The sequence below is a fragment of the Streptomyces alboniger genome, from assembly GCF_008704395.1.
In the GTDB taxonomy this organism is placed as follows: domain Bacteria; phylum Actinomycetota; class Actinomycetes; order Streptomycetales; family Streptomycetaceae; genus Streptomyces; species Streptomyces alboniger.
In genome coordinates this window covers 1,292,276-1,316,517 of the sequence record NZ_CP023695.1, presented here as the reverse complement: position 1 = coordinate 1,316,517, position 24,242 = coordinate 1,292,276, and the positions used below count along the sequence as shown (strand labels likewise).

The 24,242-nt window shown below is 71.3% G+C and carries 22 protein-coding genes; 16 read left to right on the top strand and 6 right to left on the bottom strand.

Going from position 1 to position 24,242, the window contains the following annotated elements; genetic code table 11:
- Positions 1-131 precede the first annotated feature (131 nt).
- Positions 132-956: a peptidylprolyl isomerase gene (locus CP975_RS05610; protein WP_055526664.1), complete on the bottom strand. Its 825-nt coding sequence runs from the start codon at positions 954-956 to the stop codon at positions 132-134.
- A 184-nt stretch (positions 957-1,140) separates the two neighbouring features.
- Here CP975_RS05610 and CP975_RS05605 point away from each other — a divergent pair, with 184 nt between their 5' ends.
- Complete coding sequence (locus CP975_RS05605) at positions 1,141-1,854, top strand: MBL fold metallo-hydrolase (RefSeq protein ID WP_055526662.1); 714 nt, start codon at positions 1,141-1,143, stop codon at positions 1,852-1,854.
- A gap of 13 nt (positions 1,855-1,867) precedes the next feature.
- Positions 1,868-3,133, top strand: coding sequence for a histidine--tRNA ligase (gene hisS, locus CP975_RS05600; protein ID WP_055526660.1), 1,266 nt, complete (start codon positions 1,868-1,870; stop codon positions 3,131-3,133).
- 78 nt (positions 3,134-3,211) lie between these two features.
- On the opposite strand, the gene CP975_RS05595 is transcribed toward hisS, so the two are convergent.
- From CP975_RS05595 to CP975_RS05580, 4 genes are read right to left on the bottom strand one after another with little or no spacing between them, the layout of a single operon-like run.
- On the bottom strand, positions 3,212-3,844 hold the full coding sequence (locus CP975_RS05595; protein ID WP_055526658.1) for a response regulator: 633 nt from the start codon (positions 3,842-3,844) through the stop codon (positions 3,212-3,214).
- Positions 3,841-5,064, bottom strand: a complete 1,224-nt coding sequence (locus tag CP975_RS05590; protein WP_055526657.1) for a sensor histidine kinase — start codon at positions 5,062-5,064, stop codon at positions 3,841-3,843. Before CP975_RS05590 ends, CP975_RS05595 begins: the two co-directional genes overlap by 4 nt.
- Positions 5,061-5,912, bottom strand: coding sequence for an ABC transporter permease (locus CP975_RS05585; RefSeq protein WP_055526655.1), 852 nt, complete (start codon positions 5,910-5,912; stop codon positions 5,061-5,063). Before CP975_RS05585 ends, CP975_RS05590 begins: the two co-directional genes overlap by 4 nt.
- On the bottom strand, positions 5,909-6,775 hold the full coding sequence (locus CP975_RS05580; RefSeq protein ID WP_055526653.1) for an ABC transporter ATP-binding protein: 867 nt from the start codon (positions 6,773-6,775) through the stop codon (positions 5,909-5,911). Before CP975_RS05580 ends, CP975_RS05585 begins: the two co-directional genes overlap by 4 nt.
- Positions 6,776-6,912: 137 nt before the next feature.
- Between CP975_RS05580 and CP975_RS05575 the strand changes: the two genes are divergently transcribed.
- The 3 genes from CP975_RS05575 to rpsD all read left to right on the top strand — a co-directional run bounded on the left by CP975_RS05575 (position 6,913) and on the right by rpsD (position 9,949).
- Positions 6,913-7,554: a vitamin K epoxide reductase family protein gene (locus CP975_RS05575; protein WP_150476624.1), complete on the top strand. Its 642-nt coding sequence runs from the start codon at positions 6,913-6,915 to the stop codon at positions 7,552-7,554.
- Positions 7,555-7,594: 40 nt separating this feature from the next.
- Complete coding sequence (locus tag CP975_RS05570; protein WP_030787193.1) at positions 7,595-8,956, top strand: replication-associated recombination protein A; 1,362 nt, start codon at positions 7,595-7,597, stop codon at positions 8,954-8,956.
- A gap of 378 nt (positions 8,957-9,334) precedes the next feature.
- The gene (gene rpsD, locus CP975_RS05565) at positions 9,335-9,949 is read left to right on the top strand and encodes a 30S ribosomal protein S4 (RefSeq protein ID WP_030787196.1); all 615 of its coding nucleotides are present in this window, start codon (positions 9,335-9,337) and stop codon (positions 9,947-9,949) included.
- Here the strand turns inward: rpsD and CP975_RS05560 are convergent.
- Complete coding sequence (locus CP975_RS05560) at positions 9,937-12,009, bottom strand: ATP-binding protein (RefSeq protein ID WP_150476623.1); 2,073 nt, start codon at positions 12,007-12,009, stop codon at positions 9,937-9,939. The two genes, rpsD and CP975_RS05560, sit on opposite strands and share 13 nt — an antisense overlap.
- A 161-nt stretch (positions 12,010-12,170) precedes the next feature.
- On the opposite strand from CP975_RS05560, the gene CP975_RS05555 reads away from it, so the two are divergent.
- The 11 genes from CP975_RS05555 to CP975_RS05505 all read left to right on the top strand — a co-directional run bounded on the left by CP975_RS05555 (position 12,171) and on the right by CP975_RS05505 (position 24,193).
- Positions 12,171-12,629, top strand: a complete 459-nt coding sequence (locus CP975_RS05555) for a DUF948 domain-containing protein (protein WP_055526650.1) — start codon at positions 12,171-12,173, stop codon at positions 12,627-12,629.
- 7 nt (positions 12,630-12,636) lie between these two features.
- The gene (locus tag CP975_RS05550; RefSeq protein ID WP_030787206.1) at positions 12,637-13,011 is read left to right on the top strand and encodes a DUF6167 family protein; all 375 of its coding nucleotides are present in this window, start codon (positions 12,637-12,639) and stop codon (positions 13,009-13,011) included.
- Positions 13,011-15,683: an alanine--tRNA ligase gene (gene alaS, locus CP975_RS05545; RefSeq protein ID WP_055526648.1), complete on the top strand. Its 2,673-nt coding sequence runs from the start codon at positions 13,011-13,013 to the stop codon at positions 15,681-15,683. The genes CP975_RS05550 and alaS overlap by 1 nt, the downstream gene beginning before the upstream one ends.
- A gap of 17 nt (positions 15,684-15,700) precedes the next feature.
- On the top strand, positions 15,701-16,165 hold the full coding sequence (gene ruvX, locus CP975_RS05540) for a Holliday junction resolvase RuvX (RefSeq protein ID WP_199782843.1): 465 nt from the start codon (positions 15,701-15,703) through the stop codon (positions 16,163-16,165).
- Positions 16,166-16,289: 124 nt separating this feature from the next.
- On the top strand, positions 16,290-18,065 hold the full coding sequence (gene mltG, locus CP975_RS05535; protein WP_055526646.1) for an endolytic transglycosylase MltG: 1,776 nt from the start codon (positions 16,290-16,292) through the stop codon (positions 18,063-18,065).
- Positions 18,062-18,892 carry a shikimate dehydrogenase gene (locus tag CP975_RS05530; RefSeq protein ID WP_150476622.1) on the top strand — a complete coding sequence of 277 codons (831 nt, stop codon included), beginning with the start codon at positions 18,062-18,064 and terminating at the stop codon, positions 18,890-18,892. The genes mltG and CP975_RS05530 overlap by 4 nt, the downstream gene beginning before the upstream one ends.
- 179 nt (positions 18,893-19,071) lie before the next feature.
- Entirely contained in the window at positions 19,072-20,256 is a 1,185-nt protein-coding gene (gene aroC, locus CP975_RS05525) for a chorismate synthase (protein WP_055526644.1), read from the top strand.
- 29 nt (positions 20,257-20,285) lie between these two features.
- Positions 20,286-20,768: a shikimate kinase gene (locus CP975_RS05520; RefSeq protein ID WP_055526696.1), complete on the top strand. Its 483-nt coding sequence runs from the start codon at positions 20,286-20,288 to the stop codon at positions 20,766-20,768.
- Positions 20,765-21,862, top strand: coding sequence for a 3-dehydroquinate synthase (gene aroB, locus CP975_RS05515; RefSeq protein ID WP_055526643.1), 1,098 nt, complete (start codon positions 20,765-20,767; stop codon positions 21,860-21,862). Before CP975_RS05520 ends, aroB begins: the two co-directional genes overlap by 4 nt.
- Before the next feature lie 150 nt (positions 21,863-22,012).
- Positions 22,013-23,002: an AAA family ATPase gene (locus CP975_RS05510; RefSeq protein WP_150476621.1), complete on the top strand. Its 990-nt coding sequence runs from the start codon at positions 22,013-22,015 to the stop codon at positions 23,000-23,002.
- Positions 23,003-23,086: 84 nt separating this feature from the next.
- On the top strand, positions 23,087-24,193 hold the full coding sequence (locus tag CP975_RS05505) for an aminopeptidase P family protein (RefSeq protein ID WP_055526639.1): 1,107 nt from the start codon (positions 23,087-23,089) through the stop codon (positions 24,191-24,193).
- Positions 24,194-24,242: the final 49 nt, after the last annotated feature.

Here is a 24,242-nt window from a genome sequence, read left to right as displayed (position 1 = left end):
CGCCTCCTCCACATGATGCCTGCGCAGGGCCGTCGGGCCCCCGGCATCGTCCACAGTTTCGTCACCGCCAACATAGGCGACCGGCGGGGCGGCTGTCCGCATCCCGCACGACCGAAGTTTGCCTGGCGGGCTCAGGTTTTGGTCACGGTGGCCTTGTCGATGACGACGGTCGCGTTCGGGGCGCCGTCGCCCTGCCCGGAGCTCTCCCCGGCGGCCGCGATCTTCTTGAGCACCTTCATCCCGGAATCGGAAATGGTCCCGAACGGTGTGTAGTCGGGTGGGAGCTGACTGTCCTGGTAGACGAGGAAGAACTGGCTGCCGCCGGTGTCGCGGCCCTTCTTCTTCCGGGCGTTGTACTGGTTCGCCATGGCGACCGTCCCCGCCGGATACACGTTCCCCTTCAGGCGCTTGTCCTTCAGGTTCTCGTCCGGGATCGAGTAGCCGGGCCCGCCCTCGCCGGTGCCCTTCGGGTCGCCGCACTGGAGGACGTAGATGCCGCCGGTGGTGAGGCGGTGGCACGTGGTGTGGTCCAGGTAGCCCTTGTTCACCAGGAAGTTGAACGAGTTGACGGTGCGCGGGGCCTTCGCCGCGTCCAGGTCGAGGCCGATCTCGCCGCACGTCGTCTTCAGGTTCATCGCGTAATCGGCCGACTTGTCGATGGTGAGCGCCGGCTCCTTCTTGAAGCTCAGCGGCTTCACCTTGCCGGGCGCCGCCTTCTCGCAGGGGTCCTTCGGCGTGCTGGTGGGCCGCGCGGCCGCGTCGTCCTTCGTCGTGCCGTCGCCGTCGAAGGCGCCCGCCGCGTACGACACCGCGCCGCCCGCCACCACCACCGCGAGCGTCCCCGCGATCACGCCGTTGCGCAGCCGGGCCTTGCGCCGCGCCGCCTCCCGCCGCTGCTGCTGACGCTCGAACTTCTCCCGGGCGAGCTGCCGCCGCCGCTGATCGTTGCTGACCACCGGGTTTTCTCCCCTTCTCCTGTTCCCCCGGACATGCCCCGGACCTTTTCCGGGACCGCCTGAAGGTGCCCCGTACCGTATATGGGTTACCTGTGGAATCGGCAGCGCCGGTAGGCTCTGATCTGCCGCGATCCCCCGCCGGGGGGCTGCGGCCCTCCCGCCGGACGACGAACGAAGGACGATCGTGCTCATTGCCGGGTTCCCCGCCGGGGCCTGGGGGACCAATTGCTATCTGGTCGCCCCCGCCGCAGGCGAGGAGTGCGTGATCATCGACCCGGGCCACCAGGCGGCCCAGGGAGTCGAGGACGCACTCAAGAAGCATCGGCTCAAGCCCGTCGCCGTCATCCTCACCCACGGCCACATCGACCACGTCGCCTCGGTCGTCCCGGTCTGCGGAGCGCACGACGTACCCGCGTGGATCCACCCCTCCGACCGGTACATGATGAGCGACCCGGAGAAGGCCCTCGGCCGCTCCATCGGGATGCCGCTCATGGGCGAGCTGACGGTGGGGGAGCCCGACGACATGCGGGAGCTGACCGACGGCGCCGAGCTGAAGCTGGCCGGCCTCGACTTCTCCGTCGCGCACGCGCCGGGCCATACGAAGGGGTCGGTGACCTTCCAGATGCCCGAGACGGCCGAGATCCCCTCGGTCTTCTTCTCGGGCGATCTGCTCTTCGCCGGCTCCATCGGACGCACCGACCTGCCCGGCGGCAGCCACACCGAGATCCTCCAGTCGCTGGCCCGCGTGTGCCTGCCGCTCGACGACTCGACCGTGGTGCTGTCCGGCCACGGCCCCCAGACATCCATCGGCCAGGAGCGCGCCACCAACCCGTATCTGCGGCAGGTGGCCTCCGGCCTGGGCGCGGACCCCATGTCCGCCCCGCGACGAGGAATGTGACGAGAGAACTCCCGTGAGCACCTTCAAGGCCCCCAAGGGCACCTACGACCTGCTTCCGCCCGACTCCGCGAAGTACCTCGCGGTCCGCGAGGCGATCGCCGCGCCGCTGCGCAACTCCGGCTACGGCTACGTCGAGACGCCCGGTTTTGAGAACGTCGAGCTGTTCGCGCGCGGTGTCGGTGAGTCCACCGACATCGTCACCAAGGAGATGTACGCCTTCGAGACCAAGGGCGGCGACAAGCTCGCGCTGCGCCCCGAAGGCACCGCCTCCGTACTGCGCGCCGCGCTGGAGGGCAGCCTGCACAAGGCGGGCAACCTCCCGGTCAAGCTCTGGTACTCCGGCTCGTACTACCGCTACGAGCGCCCCCAGAAGGGCCGCTACAGGCACTTCTCGCAGGTGGGCGCCGAGGCGATCGGTGCCGAGGACCCGGCGCTCGACGCCGAGCTGATCATCCTGGCCGACCAGGCGTACCGCGCGCTGGGCCTGCGGAACTTCCGCATCCTGCTGAACTCGCTGGGTGACAAGGAGTGCCGTCCCGTCTACCGGGCCGCGCTCCAGGACTTCCTGCGCGGCCTCGACCTGGACGAGGAGACTCGTCGACGTATCGACATCAATCCGCTGCGGGTCCTCGACGACAAGCGCGCCGACGTCCAGAAGCAGCTCGTGGGCGCGCCCTCGCTGCGCGACTACCTGTGCGACGCGTGCAAGGCGTACCACGAGCAGGTCCGCGAGCTGATCACGGCGGCGGGCGTCGCCTTCGAGGACGACCAGAAGCTGGTCCGCGGTCTGGACTACTACACCCGCACGACCTTCGAGTTCGTCCACGACGGCCTCGGCTCGCAGTCCGCGGTCGGCGGCGGCGGTCGCTACGACGGCCTGTCCGAGATGATCGGCGGCCCCTCGCTGCCGTCGGTCGGCTGGGCGCTCGGCGTGGACCGCACGGTGCTCGCCCTGGAGGCGGAGGGCGTCGAGCTCGAACTGCCCTCGCTCACCAGCGTCTTCGCGGTCCCGCTCGGCGACGAGGCGCGCCGCGTGCTCTTCGCCAAGGTGACGGAGCTGCGCAGGGCGGGGATCGCGGCGGACTTCTCGTACGGCGGGAAGGGGCTCAAGGGAGCGATGAAGAACGCCAACCGCAGCGGCGCGCGGTTCACCGTCGTCGCCGGTGAGCGGGATCTCGCCGAGGGCGTCGTGCAGCTCAAGGACATGGGGACCGGAGAGCAGGAGCCGGTCGCGGTCGACGAGATCGTCGCCGTCCTGACGGGCAAGCTGGCGCCCTGATCAGCTGATCGCTCCCCCGGCGATCGAGGAGCGGGGGCCCGAGGCAGAGCCCCGCGGCCCCGCCCTCCCCCGGGGGGCTCAGTCCAGTAGGCCAAGGCGCAACGCGTGCGTCACCGCCGCCGTGCGGTCCGACACCCCCAGCTTCCCGAAGATGCGCAGCAGATGCGTCTTCACCGTCGACTCGGCGACATGGAGTCGGCGCCCGATCTCCACGTTCGTACAGCCGTCGGCGACCAGCCGGAGGACCGCCACCTCGCGCTCGGACAGCCGAGGCCGCTCGGGCCTGGTGCGCAGCTGGTCCACGAGGCGGGCGGCGACGGACGGCGCGAGAACGGTCTCGCCGCGGGCCGCCGCCCGCACCGCTTCGGCGAGTTCGCCGCGGGCCAGATCCTTCAGGAGATAGCCCGCGGCGCCCGCCTCCACGGCACGCAGGATGTCGCGGTCCGTCTCGTACGTCGTGAGCACGATGACCCGGCACACCAGCCCCGCGGCCGCCATCCGCTCGATCGAGTCGGCGCCGCCCCCACCCGGCATCCGCAGGTCCATCAGGACGATGTCGGGGCGCAGTTCGGCCGCAAGGGCCTCCGCGCGCGGGCCGCTCGACGCCTCCGCGACGACCTCCACGTCGGCCTCGGCGCTGAGCATGGCACGCAGGCCCTCGCGCACGACGGGGTGGTCGTCTGCGAGGACGACGCGGATGGGGCCGCTCATCGCAGGCTCCTCTCGGGGGCGGGGAGCAGGACGGTGACGGTGGTGCCCTCGCCGGGGCCGCTGACGACCTCGGCGGTGCCCCTGACCTCCGCGGCCCGCGCCCGCAACCCTCGCAGGCCGTACCCCCGATGCGGAACGCCGGGGTCGAAGCCGCGCCCCCCGTCGCGCACCTCCAGGCTGAGCGCGTCCCGCGCGTACGCAAGGCCGACGGTGGCCGTGGCGCCCGGACCCGCGTGCTTGCGGACGTTGGCGAGGGCCTCCTGGCAGGAGCGCAGGGCGACCACCTCCAGGCCCGGCGGCAGCGGTCGTACGTCACCGGTGACCGAGAACGCTGCGTCGTGGCGGGCGGCCAGGCGGCGCAGCGCGTCCGGCAGCGGCCCGCCGCCGTCGAGGTCCGCGGGGGCGCCCCCGGCGACCAGGGCCCGCGCCTCGGCCAGGTTCTGCCGCGCCGTGGCCTCCATCAGGCCCAGATGGCGGCGGGCGGCGGGGACGTCCCGCTCCAGCTCGGCGTCGACGGCCTGGACGAGCATCAGCACGCTCGTGAAGCCCTGCGCGAGGGTGTCATGGATCTCCCGTGACATCCGCTCCCGCTCGGCGAGCGCGCCCCGGTCCGCGGAGAGCCGGGCTACCTCCTCGCGGCTGGCGTCCAACTGGGCGATCAGCTCGGCCCGTTCGTCGCTCTGCTCGATGACGCGGATGACCCAGATGCCGATGGCGGCCGAGAAGACCAGGGTGACCACGGCGAACACGGAGTTGTAGAAGACGTCCCGAGGCAGGGGCCGCCAGAGCACCGCCCAGCCCGCCACCGGCGCGAGGTTGATGATGGCGACCACGGCCAGCGCCCGCCGCATCCGCAGCGCCATGAAGCACTGCGGGATCAGCGCGAAGGTCATCAGCCGGGTCTCGCCGACCAGCACGCCCGACGGCAGGAACAGCAGAACCGTCCCCGCGACGTAGCCGAGCGCCCGCCGCTCGTCGGCGCCCTCGCTCATCAGGACGGAGCGCCCGAAGGCGACGTACCAGGGCACGAGCAGGACGAGCAGCACCAGGGCCGTCAGCCGCACGGGCCACTCCGGGCGGGCCGTGCCGAGCACGAAGATCACGGTGGCCACCCACACCACGGCGAAATAGGAGTCCCAGAGCCGGAAGGTGCGCGCCCAGACCTCGGAGTCGCGGGGCGGGGCGGGCTCGACGCCGCCGAGGCCCACCCCCTCGCTCATCCGTCGCGCCGGTTCTTCCACCGGAAGGTCAGCAGACACAGCACCAATCCTCCGACGCACCAGGCGCCGAGCACCAGGGCGATCCGCCCGTACTCCCAACTTCCCGCCTGTTCCAGGACGGCGGCCGACTCCGGCAGGAACACCCCGCGAAAGCCCTGGCACATCCATTTCAGGGGGAAGAGGGCGCTGATGTTCAGCATCCACTCGGGGATGGTGTCGATGGCGATGTAGACGCCGGAGATGAACTGAAGTACCAGGAACGGCAGTACGACGACGGAGGTCGCGCTCCGGCCCGACCTCGGGACGCTGCTGATCGCGATGCCGAGCAGCGCGCAGCCGGTGAGGCCGAGCACGAAGATCCAGCCGAAGGTGAACCACTCGCCCACGCGCGTGGGCAGGTCGACATCGAAAAGGCTCACACCGGCGAGCAGCAGGAGCGCCGTCTCCAGGAGCCCGGTGACCAGAACGAGCCAGATTTTCCCGAGAAAGTACGCGGCCGGGGGCATTGGCGTTCCGCGCAGCCGGCGCAGGACCTTCTCGTCCCGCTCGATCGCGATCGAGATGCCGAGGGACTGGAAGCTGGTCGACATGACGCCCGCGGCGATCATCGCGGCGACGTAAAGCTGTGAGGCGGTGATGCCGGCGCCCTCCACGTCGTTGCTGAAGATCGACGCGAAGAGGAAGAGGAAGACGATCGGGAAGGCGAACGTGAAGACGACCTGCTCGCGCTGGCGGAAGAACTGCCTCAGCTCCAGGACGCCCTGCGCCAGGCCGAGTCCCCAGGCGCCGGGCAGCCGTGCGGTGGCGGTGGCGGTGGAACGTACGCCTGTGGTGGTCGCCGAGGTCATCGGGTGTCCTCCTGTCCGGTCAGCCGGAGGTAGACGTCCTCCAGCGTGGGGCGGGTGATCCGCAGGTCCGGGATCTCGCCGCCGAAACGGCGCGTGAGGTCGGCGACCGTGCGGGTCGGCGTCTCGGTGTGCTCGCCGCGCGGCGTCCCGTCCCGGTCGGTCCACTCGACGGTGGCCCCGGAGCCGTACCGGCGGCGCAGGGCGGCGGGTTCGCCCTCGGCGACCACCTTGCCCTTCGCGATCACGGCGAGCCGGTGGGCGAGGGCTTCGGCCTCCTCCAGGTAGTGCGTGGTGAGCACGATGGTGGTGCCCTCGTCGGCGAGCGCGCGGATCAGGTCCCAGAACTGCCGTCGCGCGGCCGGGTCGAAGCCCGTCGTCGGCTCGTCGAGGAGCAGCAGCTCCGGGCCGCCGATCACCCCGAGGGCCACGTCGAGCCGCCGCCGCTGACCGCCCGAGAGCCCCTTGACGCGACGTGCCGCCTTCTCTTCGAGGCCCACCAGCGCGATCACCTCTTCGGGGTCGCGCGGCCGCGGGTAGTAGCGCGCGAAGTGCCGCACGGTCTCACGCACCGTCAGCTCGGCGGGCGCCGACTCGTCCTGCCATACGATGCCCACGCGCGAGCGCCACGCACGCCCGGCCGCCGCGGGATCGGTGCCGAGCACGGTGACGTCGCCGCCGTCCCGCGCGCGGTTGCCCTGGAGGATCTCCACGGTGGTGCTCTTGCCGGCGCCGTTGGGGCCGAGGATGCCGAAGACCTCTCCGGGGCGGATGGCCAGGTCGACCCCGTCGACCGCGGTCACCTCGTCGTACCTCTTGCGAAGTCCCCGTACGTCCACGGCGAGTTCGTCAGTGTGTGCCGTCATGCCGTCGAGCGTCCCGCCGCGGCGCCCGCCCCGGTTCCCCCGTGCGTGCCTCCTTATGTCCATCGAACGGTGGACACACAGACACGTGCGGCACAATGTCCGTGCCCGCAGGCCACCTCAAGCGACGGAACGGCGTGATGACCAAAACGATGTCAGCGAAGGACGACGCCTTGGACCACGAGGAGCGGACGGAAGCTCCCGGTGCCGTCGGCGGAAGCCGCGCGCTCGCCCTGCTCCTGGTGATCACGGGCGCGGCCGGTCTGCTCGCCTCCTGGGTGATCACGCTCGACAAGCTGGAACTCCTGAAGAACCCGGGCTACACGCCGGGGTGCAGCATCAACCCCGTCGTGTCCTGCGGCAGCATCATGAAGAGCGAGCAGGCGGAGGCCTTCGGCTTCCCCAACCCGATGCTCGGTCTCGCCACCTACGCCATCGTGATCTGCGTCGGCATGAGCCTGCTCGGCCGGGCCCGCTTCCCGCGCTGGTACTGGCTGACGTTCAACGCGGGCACGCTGTTCGGCGTCGGATTCTGCACCTGGCTGATGATCCAGTCGCTGTACCACATCAACGCGCTCTGCCTGTGGTGCTGCCTGGCCTGGGCCGCCACGATCGTGATGTTCTGGTACGTCACGTCCTTCAACATCCGCAACGGCTTCCTGCCCGCGCCCCGCTGGGCCAAGGGCTTCCTGGAGGATTTCACCTGGGCGCTGCCGGTGATGCACCTCGGCGTCGTCGTGATGCTGATCCTCACGCGCTGGGGCGCGGACCTCTGGGCCTGAGCCGGACGGATTGTCAGTGGGGTGACATAGGGTTCTTGACGTGGAGCCCGACCTGTTCACCGCCGCAGCCGAAGACCGCCAGGAGAAGGACCCGTCCAGCAGTCCCCTGGCCGTCCGGATGCGCCCGCGCACCCTCGACGAAGTCGTCGGCCAGCAGCATCTGCTGAAGCCGGGCTCCCCCCTGCGCCGCCTCGTCGGCGAGGGCGGCGGGGGGCCCGCCGGGCCGTCCTCGGTGTTCCTGTGGGGCCCGCCCGGCATCGGCAAGACGACCCTCGCGTATGTCGTCTCCAAGGCCACGAACAAGCGCTTCGTCGAGCTCTCCGCGATCACCGCGGGCGTGAAGGAAGTGCGCGCGGTCATCGACGGAGCCCGCCGGGCCATGGGCGGCCACGGCAAGGAGACCGTCCTCTTCCTCGACGAGATCCACCGCTTCAGCAAGGCCCAGCAGGACTCCCTCCTGCCCGCCGTCGAGAACCGCTGGGTGACGCTGATCGCGGCGACCACCGAGAACCCCTACTTCTCGATCATCTCCCCGCTCCTCTCCCGCTCCCTGCTGCTCACCCTCGAACCGCTGACGGACGACGACCTGCGCGGCCTGCTGCGCCGGGCCGTCAGCGACGAGCGGGGGCTCGGCGGCGCGGTCGAGCTGCCCGCGGAGGCCGAGGAGCACCTGCTGCGGATCGCCGGCGGCGACGCCCGGCGTGCGCTCACCGCCCTGGAGGCGGGCGCGGGCTCGGCCCTCGCCAAGGGCGAGAAGGAGATCACCCTCCAGACCCTGGAGGAGTCGGTCGACCGGGCCGCGGTGAAGTACGACCGCGACGGCGACCAGCACTACGACGTGGCGAGCGCCCTCATCAAGTCCATCCGCGGTTCGGACGTGGACGCGGCCCTGCACTACCTGGCCCGCATGATCGAGGCGGGCGAGGACCCCCGCTTCATCGCGCGCCGCCTGATGATCTCCGCCAGCGAGGACATCGGCCTCGCCGATCCGACGGCCCTGCCCACGGCGGTCGCCGCCGCGCAGGCCGTCGCCATGATCGGCTTCCCGGAGGCCGCGCTCACCCTCAGCCACGCCACGATCGCCCTCGCCCTGGCCCCGAAGTCGAACGCGGCGACGATCGCGATCCAGCAGGCCCAGGCGGACATCCGCGGCGGCCTCGCCGGACCCGTCCCGCCCCACCTGCGCGACGGTCACTACAAGGGAGCGGCCAAGCTCGGCCACGCCCAGGGGTACGTGTACCCGCACGACGTCCCCGGCGGCATCGCGGCCCAGCAGTACGCCCCGGACACCATCGAGGGAAAGCGCTACTACCAGCCCACGCGATACGGCGCCGAGGCGCGGTACGCGGACGTGGTCGAGCGGGTCCGCGCCCGGCTCAAGGGGGAGCAGCCCGAGAGCTAGGTCGGCCGGACCGGGCTCCGGCTGAGGCACCCCGCCGCACCCGGTACACTGGCCCGAAGTGCTGCGTCCCGTGCCCGGTCTCGTACCGGCACCACCAGAACGGGACATCCAGCCGGAACCCCCGCGCCGCAAGGCAGAGGGGATCCAGGAGCGTCGCGCACCGTCGAAGGTGTCGCGGGCAGCCCACCACCACCCCGGAGCCCCGGGAATCGGTCGGTGGGCCACTCGCGTGCTGCACATAGTGCCCAGACCAGGGAGCGGCTGCCTCGCGGGCCACGACTTACGAGTCCACGGCCCATGAGGTTTCCCAGGCTGCGGATGCGACCTCCCCTAACCACTGGTGAAGCCGAATTCACTTAAGAACAGAGAGGTTGGTTCATGCCGAACCAGTCCCGCCCCAAGGTCAAGAAGTCGCGTGCTCTTGGCATCGCGCTGACCCCGAAGGCCGTCAAGTACTTCGAGGCCCGCCCCTACCCGCCGGGCGAGCACGGCCGTGGGCGCAAGCAGAACTCGGACTACAAGGTCCGTCTGCTCGAGAAGCAGCGTCTGCGCGCGCAGTACGACGTGTCCGAGCGCCAGCTCGTCCGCGCCTACGAGCGTGCCGCCAAGACGCAGGGCAAGACCGGTGAGGCCCTGGTCATCGAGCTGGAGCGTCGTCTCGACGCCCTGGTTCTGCGTTCGGGCATCGCCCGCACGATCTACCAGGCCCGCCAGATGGTCGTGCACGGCCACATCGAGGTCAACGGCGGGAAGGTCGACAAGCCGTCCTTCCGCGTCAAGCCGGACGACGTCGTCATGGTCCGCGAGCGCAGCCGCGAGAAGCCGCTGTTCCAGGTCGCGCGTGAGGGTGGCTTCGCCCCCGACGGCGAGACCCCGCGCTACCTCCAGGTGAACCTGAAGGCCCTGGCCTTCCGCCTGGACCGCGACCCGAACCGCAAGGAGATCCCCGTGATCTGCGACGAGCAGCTCGTCGTCGAGTACTACGCCCGCTGACCCGGACGTAGCTCACCCTGCTTCAGCCCGTCGCCTCCCCGCCCTTCCTGGCGGGGCGGGCGGCGGGTTCGCTCGTTCACGGGGCCGGTGCGCAGCGCCCGGGACACCGCCGCGTCCAGACCGAGCCCCGCCCCCGCCCGCACGCACTCCTCGTACCGCTCGTCGCCCAGTGCCTCGCGGGCCCGCTCCTCGCACACGGCGTGCGGCCCGCCGAAGTTGGCCGAGCCGAACAGGGGCAGCCCCACCGACGGCCAGATGCGGGCAGCGGCCCCCTGGAGCACCGCGGCCTCCGCCGGATCGCCCTCCGCCGCCGTGAACAGTGCGAGCAGTTCGAGGGACAGGACCGTGCCCAGCAGATCGTGGAAGCAATGGTCCAGTGCGAGTGACTCGCTGAGCAGTTCGCGCGCCCGTTCCGGCTCGCCGCGGGTCCAGGCCGCGTAGCCGAGGACGTACAGGGCGTACGCGAGGGTCCAGCGCTCGCCGTGGTCCTCGCAGATCCGGCGCACGTCCTCGCACAGCTCCACGGCGTGCGCGAGGTCGCCTCGGAACGCGAGGGCCATCGCCAGCTCGACCTGGCCCATCAGGACATTGCTGTTCAGCTCGCCGATCTCCTGGTAGCGCGCGAGCGCCGAGCGCAGCAGCTTCTCCGCGCGCGGGATGTCGTCCGTGACCAGGGCGAGGCAGCCGATGCGGTGCTCGGCGTAGGCCGCCGCGATCGCGCTGCCCGCCTCCTCGGCCCCGTCGCGGCACTCGTGCAGCGCGGCCAGGGCGGCGACCGTGTCACCCTGGAGCACCGCCACGTAACCGAGCACCCACAGCGCCTTGAGCCGCGCGTCCCCATGGTCGCCGTCCAGCCCGAGCGCCCGGTCGAGCCAGTGCCTGCCCTCCGCGAGACGCCCGCAGCCGACCCAGTGGAACCACAGCGAGCCCGCGAGGTACTGTCCCAGATGCGCCTCACCCGGCTCGGTCAGACAGAACTCCAACGCGGCCCGCAGATTGGGCAGTTCGGCCTCGACGAGGGTCGCCACCTCCGCCTGGCGCGGCGAGAACCAGTCCAGCTCGCACCAGGTGGCGAGCCCCATGTACCAGTCGCGGTGCCTGCGCCGCAGCCGCGTGACATCACCCGCCGCCTCCAGCCAGTCGGCGCCGTACGCCCTGACCGTCTCCAGCATGCGGTACCGCACGCCCGCCGGCCCTTCCGCGCGGCTCACCACGGACTGCGCGAGCAGCTCGCCCAGCACGTCGAGGATGTCGTCGGCGGGCAGCCCCTCCCCGGCGCAGACGTACTCGACCGCCTCCAGATCGAACTGCCCGGCGAACACCGAGAGCCGCGACCAGAGCAGCCGCTCCCTGGGGGTGCACAGCTCGTGGCTCCAGCCGATGGCCGTCCGCAGGGCCTGATGCCGGGGCGGCACATCGCGGCGGGCGCCGGTCAGCAGCCGGAACCGGTCGTCGAGCCGCGACAGCAGCTGCGCGGGAGAGAGCGTCCGCAGCCGGCCCGCCGCCAGCTCGACGGCGAGGGGGATGCCGTCCAGGCGCCGGCACAGCTCCACGACGTCCTCGCGGCATCCGTCGTCGAGGGCGCAGCGGGGCAGGGCGGCCGCCGCCCGGTCGGTGAGGAGGTCGGCCGCGTCCGCCTCGGGCAGCGGCGCGAGCGGCAGCAGCCGCTCGCCGCCGGTCTCCAGCGGCCTGCGGCCCGCCGCGAGCACCCGCAGCCCGGGGGAGTGCACGAGCAGGTCGCGCAGCAGCGGGGCGCACGCGTCCACCAGGTGCTCGAATCCGTCGACGACAAGGAGCAGTTCCCGCTCGGCGAGATGCTCGCGCAGCACCTGGCGCGGCGGCCTGGTCGTGTGGTCGGTCAGCCCCAGGGCCTCGGCGACGGCGTACTCGACCAGATCCGCGTCCCGCAGCGCGAGACGCGTCTTGCCGACCCCGCCGGTCCCGGTCACGGTGACCAGCCGTCCGGTCTCCAACGCCGCGGTCAGCTCGGCCAGTTCGCCGGTACGCCCGATGAAGGCGTTCAGTTCCAGGGGGAGATTGCCGGGCTGAGAGGGTCGCATGGGACACGGAGGGTACTCATCCGCATGCGTACCGTACAAACACTTGAGGCAACTCCTGTCACAGCGAGCGGGAATGCGGTACGGACCGGCGGCCCCGGCGCGATAGGGTCGGAGGACGACTTTTCGATGTTCAGGGACGATGTCTCAGGGAGCGGTGCCAAGTGTCCGGTGGAGAGGTTGCCGGGGTCTTGGTGGCCGTCTTCTGGGCGATCCTGGTCTCCTTCCTCGCGGTGGCACTGGCGAGGCTGGCCCAGACGCTCAGGGCGACCACCAAGCTCGTCGCGGACGTGACCGAGCAGGCGGTTCCCCTCCTGGCAGACGCCTCCAGCGCGGTGCGCTCCGCCCAGACGCAGATCGACCGCGTCGACGCCATCGCCTCCGACGTCCAGGAGGTCACGTCCAACGCCTCCGCGCTCTCCTCGACGGTCGCCTCCACCTTCGGCGGCCCGCTCGTCAAGGTGGCCGCGTTCGGTTACGGCGTACGTCGGGCCATCAGCCGCAAGGCCGACCCCGAGGCGAAGGAAATGCCCGCCAAGCCGTCCCGTCGTACCGTGATCGTGGGCCGCACCGTCCCGTCCGCACGGCAGAGGAAGCGGGCCAACCGGAATAAGAGGGACTGACGCAGCGATGTTCCGACGTACGTTCTGGTTCACCGCGGGCGCAGCCGCCGGCGTATGGGCCACCACCAAGGTCAACCGCAAGCTCAAGCAGCTGACGCCCGAGAGCCTGGCCGCGCAGGCGGCGAACAAGGCGATCGAGGCGGGCCACAAGCTGAAGGACTTCGCGCTCGACGTCCGCGACGGCATGGTCCAGCGCGAGGCCGAACTGGGCGAAGCGCTCGGCCTCAACGACCACCCCGACGCCGAACTGCCCCCCGGGCGCCGCTTCGCGGTCATCGAGAACCGCAGCCCCGACAAGCCCGACACGAACAACAGCACCAACAAGAAGACGAAGTACCTCGACAACACGCGGTACTCGTACAACCGGAATGAGGACCACTGATGGAGTCGGCTGAAATCCGCCGCCGCTGGCTGAGCTTCTTCGAGGAGCGCGGGCACACCGTCGTCCCTTCGGCGTCGCTCATCGCCGACGACCCGACTCTGCTCCTCGTCCCCGCGGGCATGGTGCCCTTCAAGCCCTACTTCCTCGGCGAGGTCAAGCCGCCCGCGCCGCGCGTCACCAGCGTGCAGAAGTGCGTGCGTACGCCCGACATCGAAGAGGTCGGCAAGACCACACGGCACGGCACGTTCTTCCAGATGTGCGGCAACTTCTCCTTCGGGGACTACTTCAAGGAGGGCGCCATCACGCTCTCCTGGGAGCTGCTGACCAGCCCCGTGGAGAAGGGCGGCTTCGGCCTCGACCCCGAGCGCCTGTGGATCACGGTCTACCTCGACGACGACGAGGCCGAGCAGATCTGGCGGGAGAAGGTCGGCGTCCCGGCCGAGCGCATCCAGCGCCTGGGCAAGAAGGACAACTTCTGGTCCATGGGCGTCCCGGGCCCGTGCGGCCCCTGCTCCGAGATCAACTACGACCGCGGCCCCGAGTTCGGCGCCGAGGGCGGCCCTGCCGTCAACGACGAGCGGTACGTGGAGATCTGGAACCTGGTCTTCATGCAGTACGAGCGCGGCGCGGGCGACGGCAAGGAGGACTTCCCGATCCTCGGCGAGCTGCCGTCGAAGAACATCGACACGGGCCTCGGCCTCGAACGCCTGGCGATGATCCTCCAGGGCGTACAGAACATGTACGAGACCGACACCCTGCGCGTCGTCATGGACAAGGCCACCGAGCTGACCGGCGTGCGCTACGGCGCCGAGCACGGCTCGGACGTCTCCCTGCGCGTGGTCGCCGACCACATCCGTACGTCCGCCATGCTCATCGGCGACGGCGTCACGCCCGGCAACGAGGGCCGGGGATACGTCCTGCGCCGCATCATGCGCCGCGCCATCCGCAACATGCGCCTGCTCGGCGCCACCGGCCCGGTCGTCAAGGACCTCGTCGACGTCGTGATCGACACGATGGGGCAGCAGTACCCCGAGCTGATCACCGACCGCAAGCGCATCGAGACCGTCGCCCTCGCCGAAGAGGCCGCCTTCCTCAAGGCCCTCAAGGGCGGCACGAACATCCTCGACACCGCCGTCACCGAGACCAAGGCCGCCGGTGGCCAGGTCCTCTCCGGTGACAAGGCGTTCCTGCTGCACGACACGTGGGGCTTCCCGATCGACCTCACCCTGGAGATGGCCGCCGAGCAGGGCCTCTCCGTGGACGAGGACGGCTTCCGCCGCCTCATGAAGGAGCAGCGGGACCGCGCCAAGGCCGACGCCAAGGCCAAGAAGACCGGCCACGCCGATCTGCACGCCTACCGCGAGATCGCCGACGCCTCGGGCGCCACCGACTTCACCGGGTACTCCCTCACCGAGAACGAGGCCCGGATCGTCGGCCTCCTGGTCAACGGCGTCTCCTCGCCCGCCGCCACCGAGGGCGACGACGTCGAGATCGTCCTCGACCGCACCCCGTTCTACGCCGAGGGCGGCGGCCAGATCGGCGACACCGGCCGCATCCGCCTGGACAGCGGCGCCATCGTCGAGATCCGCGACGTGCAGAAGCCGGTCCCCGGCGTCCACGTCCACAAGGGCGTCGTCCAGGTCGGCGAGATCACCGTCGGCGCCCAGGTGTGGGCCTCGATCGACGCGCACCGCCGCCGCGCCATCGCCCGCGCCCACTCCGCCACGCACCTCACGCACCAGGCGCTGCGTGACGCGCTCGGCCCCACGGCCGCCCAGGCCGGTTCGGAGAACCAGCCCGGCCGCTTCCGCTTCGACTTCGGTTCGCCGTCCGCCGTGCCGACGGCCGTGATGACGGACGTCGAGCAGAAGATCAACGAGGTCCTCGCCCACGAGCTGGACGTCCAGGCCGAGGTCATGTCGATCGACGAGGCGAAGAAGCAGGGTGCCATCGCCGAGTTCGGCGAGAAGTACGGCGAGCGCGTGCGCGTCGTCACCATCGGCGACTTCTCCAAGGAGCTGTGCGGCGGTACGCACGTCCACAACACCGCCCAGCTCGGCCTGGTGAAGCTGCTCGGCGAGTCCTCCATCGGATCCGGAGTGCGCCGCATCGAGGCCCTGGTCGGCGTCGACGCGTACAACTTCCTCGCCAAGGAGCACACGGTCGTCGCCCAGCTCCAGGAGCTGGTCAAGGGCCGTCCCGAGGAGCTGCCCGAGAAGGTCTCCGCCATGCTCGGCAAGCTGAAGGACGCCGAGAAGGAGATCGAGAAGTTCCGCGCGGAGAAGGTCCTCCAGGCCGCCGCCGGTCTCGTCCAGGGCGCCAAGGACGTACGCGGTGTCGCCGTCGTCACCGGCCAGGTGCCGGACGGCACGGGCGCCGACGACCTGCGCAGGCTCGTCCTCGACGTGCGCGGCCGCATCCCTGGCGACCGCCCCGCCGTGGTCGCTCTCTTCACGACGGCCAACGGCAAGCCGCTGACGGTCATCGCCACCAACGAAGCCGCCCGCGAGCGCGGCCTCAAGGCCGGTGACCTGGTCCGTACGGCCGCCAAGACCCTCGGTGGCGGTGGCGGCGGCAAGCCGGACGTCGCCCAGGGCGGCGGCCAGAACGCGGCCGCCGTCGGCGACGCCATCGCCGCCGTCGAGCGCCTCGTCACCGAGACGGCCCGATGACCGAGCCTGCCCAGGGCATGCGCAGGGGCCGACGTCTTGCCATCGACGTCGGTGACGCCCGGATCGGGGTCGCCTCGTGCGACCCCGACGGGATCCTCGCCACGCCGGTGGAGACGGTGCCGGGGCGCGATGTCCCGGCCGCGCAGCGCCGGTTGAAGCAGCTTGTCGAGGAGTACGAACCGATCGAGATCGTCGTCGGCCTCCCTCGCTCCCTCAACGGGGGCGAGGGCCCCGCCGCCGCCAAGATCCGCGTGTTCACACAGGACCTCGCCCGCATGGTCGCCCCCATTTCGGTGAGGCTCGTGGACGAGAGGATGACCACAGTGACGGCCAGTCAGGGCCTGCGCGCCTCGGGCGTGAAGTCCAAAAAGGGCAGGTCCGTCATCGATCAGGCGGCCGCCGTGATCATCCTTCAGCAGGCCTTGGAGTCCGAACGGGCGTCAGGTAAAGCTCCCGGCGAGGGCGTCGAAGTGGTCATCTGATCGCGATACGGTAACGTTCCGCGCGATGCGGCGGTGTTCGAACAGCTGCCGCACAGCATCAAGAGGCGGAACGGCTGCCCGGCCATCCCGACGGCGGCCCCGCCTCGCGGCATGTAGGGGATCGATGACTGAGTATGGCCGGGGCCCAGGCTCCGAACCGTGGCATCCGGAGGACCCGTTGTACGGGGACAGCGGATGGGGAGGACAGCAGCCCGCGGGCGGTCAGTCCCCCTACGGCGGCCAGGAGCAGTACCACCAGCCGCATCAGCATCAGCAGCCGCAGCAGCACCAGCCGCAGTACGGCGGGGACTGGAACACCGGGCAGCAGCAGTCCGCCTATGACCAGTCGGCGTACGGCGGACAGCAGCAGTACGAGGGCGACCCGGCGCGGGCCTACAACGGCGGGCCCGCTCAGGGTTACGAGGGTGACCCCGCCCAGCAGTACAACGGCGGCCCCGGCCAGGGCCACGACGGCGCCCAGGACGGCGGGCACGGCGCCCGCGACGGCGGCTGGGACACCGGCGGGCAGGGGCAGGTCCCGTACAGCGGCGATCCGATGGACCCCTACGCCGGGCAGCAGGCCGGCTACGGCCAGGAGAGCCCCGACTACTACTCCACGCCCGACGCCTACGAGCCGCCGGAACCCCCGGGCCGCCGCCGGGCCACGGTCCCCGAGCAGGAGGCCGGATCCGAGACGGACTGGGACCCCGGCCCCGACCGGGGCGAGCACGCGTTCTTCGCGGGCGGCGACGATGACGACGATGACGAGCACGGCCGCAGGGCCGGCCGCGGCGACCGGCGCGGTGGCCGGGCCGGCAAGAAGCCGAAGAAGCGCCGCAGCGGCTGCGCCTGTCTGATCGTCACGCTGGTCTTCGCGGGCGGCCTCGGCGGAGTCGGCTACTTCGGCTACCAGTTCTACCAGGACCGTTTCGGCACGGCTCCGGACTACGCGGGCGACGGGTCGGGCGAGGCCACGGTCGACATCCCCAAGGACTCCGGCGGCTATGTGATCGGGCAGAAGCTCAAGGAAGCCGGCGTCGTCAAGAGCGTCGACGCGTTCGTCTCCGCCCAGGGGAAGCACCCGGACGGGCAGACCATTCAGGCGGGCGTCTATGTGCTCAAGAAGCACATGTCCGCGGCGAGCGCCGTCGAATTGATGCTCAACCCCAAGAGCCGCAGCAACCTCATCATTCCCGAGGGCAAGCGGAACGCATGGGTCTACGAAAAGATTGACGCCCGTCTGAAATTGGCGAAGGGCACCACGGAAAACGTCGCCAAGAAGGAATGGAAGACCCTCGGTCTGCCTGACTGGGCGAATACCAACAAGGACATCAAGGACCCGCTGGAAGGCTTCCTCTTCCCCTCCAGCTATCCGGTCGCCAAGGGCCAGAAGCCCGCGGACGTCCTCAGGAAGATGGTCGCCCACGCCAACGAGAAGTATGAGGAACTCGGTCTCAAGTCGAAGGCCGCCGAGCTGAACCTGAAGAACCCGCTGGAAGTTCTCACGGTGGCGAGCCTGGTCCAGGCGGAGGGCAAGTACAAGCACGACTTCGAGAAGGTCGCGACGGTCGTCTACAACCGTCTGAAGCCCAACAACACCGAGACGTACGGCCTGTTGGACTTCGACTCCACGGTGAACTACCTCAGGGGCGAGTCCAAGCTCGGCACGGGTACGGTCGACGATCTGCGCAAGCTCAAGGACCCGTACAACACCTACAAGATCAAGGGCCTGCCGCCCGGGCCGATCGGGAACCCCGGCGAGGTGGCGCTGAATTCGGCGCTGCACCCGGCCGAGGGGAATTGGTACTACTTCGTCTCGGTCAGCGAGGACAAGACGCTCTTCGCCGAGACCAACGAAGAGCAGAACCGCAACCGCGAGAAATACCTGAAGGGGCAATGAGCGCGCACAAGCGTCGAGCCGCCGTCCTCGGCTCCCCGATCGCCCACTCCCTCTCCCCGGTGCTGCACCGCGCCGCGTACGAGGAACTGGGGCTGAGTGACTGGACGTACGACCGTTTCGAGATCGATGAGGCGGCGCTGCCGGGTTTCGTCGCGGAACTCGGTCCGGAATGGGCCGGGCTTTCGCTGACGATGCCGTTGAAGCGGGCGGTGATTCCGCTGCTCGACGAGGTCAGTGGGACCGCCGCGGCCGTCGAGGCGGTGAACACCGTGGTGTTCACCGAGGACGGCCGCAAGGTCGGGGACAACACCGACGTTCCCGGCATGGTCGCCGCGCTCCGCGAACGCGGCATCGAGCAGGTGGACTCCGCCGCGATCCTCGGGGCGGGCGCCACCGCGTCCTCGGCGCTCGCCGCCCTCGCCAGGATCTGCACGGGCGAGGTCGTCGCCTACGTGCGCAGTGACGCCCGCGCGGCCGAGATGCGGCAGTGGGGCGAGCGGCTCGACGTGGAGGTCAGGACCGAGGCCTGGGAGGACGCCCGCGAGGCGCTGACCGCGCCGCTGGTGATCGCGACGACCCCCGCGGGCACCACGGACGCGCTCTCGGCCCTGGTGCCGGAGCGTCCGGCGACCCTCTTCGACGTGTTGTACGACCCGTGGCCCACCGCGCTCGCGGCCCGCTGGTCGGCGTACGGCGGGGCGGTCGTCAGCGGGCTCGACCTGCTCGTGCACCAGGCCGTGCTCCAGGTCGAGCAGATGACGGGCCGCGGACCCGCCCCGCTGGACGCGATGCGCAAGGCCGGGGAGCACGCGATCGCGGAGCGGTGACCCCCGGCGCGGTGAGCCTGCCGACACCGTGTCCGGAAGTCGGGCCCGGCGTCCGCCTGATGGACCGGAGGCCGGGGCCGCCCTGGGGACGTGGGAGGATCGGGGATGGCGGGCCAGGGCCGCGCACCCGGCCGCGCCGTCGATGACCGCAGTTCCAGGCGCGAGGATGAGGAGCACCGTTGAGCAGGTTGCGCTGGCTGACCGCTGGGGAGTCCCACGGACCCGCACTCGTCGCCACGCTGGAGGGGCTTCCCGCCGGCGTGCCGATCACTACGGACATGGTGGCGGACCATCTGGCCCGGCGGCGACTCGGCTATGGACGCGGCGCTCGTATGAAGTTCGAGCGTGACGAGGTCACCTTCCTCGGCGGCGTCCGGCACGGCCTGACCATGGGCTCGCCAGTGGCGATCATGGTGGGCAACACCGAGTGGCCCAAGTGGGAGCAGGTCATGGCGGCCGACCCGGTCGACCCCGCCGTACTCGCCGAGCTGGCCCGCAACGCCCCGCTGACCCGCCCCCGCCCCGGCCACGCCGACCTCGCGGGCATGCAGAAGTACGGATTCGACGAGGCCCGGCCGATCCTGGAGCGTGCCTCCGCCCGCGAGACCGCGGCCCGCGTCGCGCTCGGCGCGGTCGCCCGCTCCTACCTCAAGGAGACGGCCGGGATCGAGATCGTCAGCCACGTCACCGAACTGGCGGCCGCCAAGGCCCCCTACGGCGTCTACCCGACCCCCGCCGACGTCGAGCAGCTCGACGCCGACCCCGTGCGCTGCCTGGACGCCGACGCGTCGAAGGCGATGGTCGCCGAGATCGACCAGGCCCACAAGGACGGCGACACCCTCGGCGGCGTCGTCGAGGTGCTCGCCTACGGCGTACCCGTCGGCCTCGGCTCGCACGTCCACTGGGACCGTCGTCTCGACGCACGGCTCGCCGCCGCGCTCATGGGCATCCAGGCCATCAAGGGCGTCGAGGTCGGCGACGGCTTCGACCTCGCGCGCGTGCCCGGCTCCAAGGCGCACGACGAGATCGTCGCCACCGAGGACGGCATCAAGCGCACCTCCGGCCGCTCCGGCGGCACCGAGGGCGGCCTGACCACCGGCGAACTGCTGCGCGTGCGCGCCGCGATGAAGCCCATCGCGACCGTCCCGCGCGCCCTCGCCACCATCGACGTGGCCACCGGCGAGGCCGCCAAGGCTCACCACCAGCGCTCCGACGTCTGTGCCGTCCCGGCCGCCGGCATCGTCGCCGAGGCCATGGTCGCGCTCGTCCTCGCCGACGCCGTCGCCGAGAAGTTCGGCGGCGACAGCGTCCCCGAGACCCGGCGCAACGTGACGTCGTACCTCGACAACCTCCAGATCCGGTGACCGGTCCGCAGATCGTCCTCATCGGCCCCATGGGCGTGGGCAAGACGACGGTCGGCGGGCTGCTCGCCGACCGGCTCGGCAGCGCCTTCCGGGACACCGACGCCGACATCGTCGCCGCCCAGGGCCGCGAGATCGCCGACATCTTCGTCGACGAGGGCGAGCCGTACTTCCGCGACCTGGAGCGGCAGGCCGTGCGCGCCGCCGTCGAGGAGCACAGCGGCGTCCTCGCGCTCGGCGGGGGCGCGATCCTCGACGAGTCGACGCGCGCCCTGCTCACCGCGCAGCCGGTCGTCTACCTCTCGATGGACGTCGAGGAGGCCGTCAAGCGCACCGGCCTCAACCAGGCGCGCCCACTGCTCGCCGTCAACCCGCGCAAGCAGTGGCGCGAGCTGATGGACGCCCGCCGCCATCTGTACGCCGAAGTCGCCCGCGCGGTCGTCGCCACCGACGGCCGTACCCCCGAAGAGGTCGCCCAGGCGGTCCTCGACGCACTGGAGTTGAAGGAAGCATGACGACGGAGCAGACCCCCACCCGTATCCGCGTCGGCGGCGCCGCCGGCACGGATCCGTACGAGGTCCTGGTCGGTCGGCAGCTCCTCGGTGAGCTGCCCGGACTCATCGGCGGTCAGACCAAGCGCGTCGCTGTGATCCACCCCGAGGCGCTCGCCGAGACCGGTGACGCGCTCCGCCAGGACCTCGCCGACCAGGGGTACGAGGTCGTCGCCATCCAGGTACCGAACGCCGAGGAGGCCAAGACGGCGGAGGTCGCGGCGTACTGCTGGAAGGCCCTTGGCCAGTCCGGCTTCACGCGCAGCGACCTCATCGTCGGCGTCGGCGGCGGAGCGACCACCGACCTCGCCGGGTTCGTCGCCGCGACCTGGCTGCGCGGGGTGCGGTGGATCGCCGTACCGACCACGGTGCTCGGCATGGTGGACGCGGCGGTCGGCGGCAAGACCGGCATCAACACCGCCGAGGGCAAGAACCTCGTGGGCGCCTTCCACCCGCCGGCCGGGGTCCTGTGCGACCTCGCGGCGCTCGACTCGCTCCCGGTGAACGACTACGTCTCCGGGCTCGCGGAGATCATCAAGGCCGGTTTCATCGCCGACCCGGCGATCCTGGAGCTGATCGAGGCCGACCCGCAGGCGGCACGCACGCCCGCCGGGCCGCACACCGCCGAGCTGATCGAGCGCTCCATCAAGGTCAAGGCCGAGGTCGTGTCCGGGGACCTCAAGGAGGCGGGCCTGCGCGAGATCCTCAACTACGGGCACACCCTCGCGCACGCCATCGAGAAGAACGAGCGCTACAAGTGGCGGCACGGCGCCGCGGTCTCCGTCGGCATGCTCTTCGCCGCCGAACTCGGCCGCCTGGCGGGCCGGCTGGACGACGCCACGGCCGATCGGCACCGCACGGTCCTCGAATCGGTGGGGCTGCCGCTGACCTACCGCTACGACCAGTGGCCCAAGCTCCTGGAGACCATGAAGGTCGACAAGAAGTCCCGCGGGGACCTGCTGCGCTTCATCGTCCTGGACGGCCTCGGCAAGCCGACCGTCCTGGAGGGACCCGACCCGGCGGTGCTGCTCGCCGCGTACGGCGAAGTCGGCCAGTAGCGCGCTTCCGTGGCCCTTCTGTCCGGCCACGGGCACCTCACGGCCTCCCCGGCCGTTCACACAACAGCGGCCGGGGACGGTACCGTTCGGTAACGGGCGGCCCGGCCGCCGCCCGACCAGCGTCAGTCGCACGAGACGGAGTGGCACCGGATGCAGCACGCAGTGGGGTCTCCGCTGCCGCCGCCCCCTCAGCCGGGGCACGGACCGGCCACCGGCTGGTCCCCGGCCGCACATCACCCGAGCGCTCCGCCGCCGGGCGCCGTCCCCCCGGGGGGCCCGCAGCCGCCTGCCCCGGGCTTCGTGGGCGGCCCGGCGCCGCACGCGCCGGGGCAGATGCCGCACGCCCCCGGACAGCCGCCTCCGCGCGCACAGGGGCAGCCCCCGCACCAGCAGGGCCAGCCCCCGCACCAGCAGAGCCAGTCGCCTCATCCGCGGGGCCAGGGGCAGGGCCCCGCGACCCTTCAGCTGGGGCACGGCCCCGTGTCTCCGAACCCGGACACCACAGGGCACATCCAGCTCCCGCCCGGCGGCCCCGTCGCGATGCCGAGCCCCCCGCTGGGCACGGCCCAGGCCGACACCGGCGCGACGACGCTCGCCGTGCTGCTCATCGGCCCCGCGGGCGCGGGCAAGACGAGCGTCGCCAAGTTCTGGGCCGAGCACCGCCGCGTGCCGACGGCCCACATCAGCCTCGACGACGTACGCGAATGGGTGCGCTCGGGATTCGCCGACCCCCAGTCGGGCTGGAACGACCACTCCGAGGCGCAGTACCGCCTGGCCCGCCGCACCTGCGGCTTCGCGGCGCGGAACTTCCTGGCGAACGGCATATCGTGCATCCTCGACGACGCGGTCTTCCCCGACCGCCCGGTCGTGGGCCTCGGCGGCTGGAAGCGCCACGTAGGCCCCGGCCTGCTGCCCGTCGTGCTCCTGCCGGGCCTGGAGGTCGTCCTGGAGCGCAACGCCCTGCGCAGCGGCAACCGCCGCCTCACGGACGAGGAAGTCGCCCGCATCCACGGCCGCATGGCCGGCTGGTACGGCTCGGGCCTGCCCATCATCGACAACTCCCAGCTGGACGTCCCCGCCACGGCCCGCGTCCTGGACGACGCCCTGGCCCGCGCCATCGCCAGCCCGCCGCAGTGGTAGTGCCCTCGGTCACGCACGGGGGGCCGCCGCCCGGTCGGACGCGCTGACCGGGCCGGTTCGGGACGGCGCTCGTAGGCTCGCCCCATGTCAGAGGTGTATGCGGTCCGCAGGGAGCGGGTGAAGGAGCGGTGCGCCGCGGGTGGTGGCGCGGTGGCGCTGATCTCCCGGCCCGTCAATGTCCGCTATCTCGCCGGGACGGCGCCCCAGGGCGCCGTGCTCCTGGTGGGCGGCGACGAGGACGTGCTTCTGTGCGGGCGGCCGCCCGGTGAACAGGCGGAGGAGGGGCGGCCCGACGAGGCGCTGAGGACGCGGCTGCTGCCCGCTGCGGGCGCCGACCCGGCCGTCGCGGCCGCCGGACTCGCCGCCGCGCAGGGAGTCGAGTCGCTGGCCGTGGAGGAGCATCATCTGACGGTCGCCCGGCACCGGGCGCTCGGCTCCGTCGCCCCGGGGCTGCGGCTCGTGGACCTCGGCGGAGCGGTGGAGCAGCTGCGGTACGTCAAGGACGAGGAGGAGATCTCCTGTCTGCGGGTCGCCGCGGAGATCGCCGACCAGGCGCTGGGGGAGCTGCTCGAGTCCATTCTGGTCGGGCGCACCGAGCGGCATCTCGCGCTGGAGCTGGAGCGGCGCCTCGTGGACCACGGCGCGGACGGCCCCGCCTTCCCCACCTCGGTCGGCACCGGCCCGAATTCCGGCAAGGGCGCCCACCGACCCTCGGACCGGCGCGTGGAGGAGGGCGACTTCCTCTCCGTCTGCCTCGGGGCGAGCTACCGCGGATACCGCTGCGAGATCGGGCGTACGTTCGTCATCGGGACCTCGCCCGCGGACTGGCAGATCGAGCTGCACGACCTCGTCTTCGCCGCTCAGAGGGCCGGCAGGGAGGCCCTCCTACCCGGCGCAGCGTGCCGCGACGTGGACCACGCGGCACGCCACGTACTGGACTCGGCGGGCTATGCGGACGGCCTCCCTCCGCTGACTGGACACGGTGTGGGGCTCGAAATCGACGAGGACCCGCAGCTGGCGCCCTCGGCCATGGGTAAACTGGACGCTTGCGTGCCGGTCACCGTCGAACCGGGGGTTCACCTCCCTGGCCGGGGTGGTGTCCGGATCGATGACACGCTCGTCGTGCGCCCCGAGGCGGACGGCGGACCCGAGCTACTCACCATCACGACCAAGGAACTGCTCGCGCTCTAGCGCGCGTGCCCGACCGGGGTCGTCCACCAGTCAGTCAGTGCAGGAGATT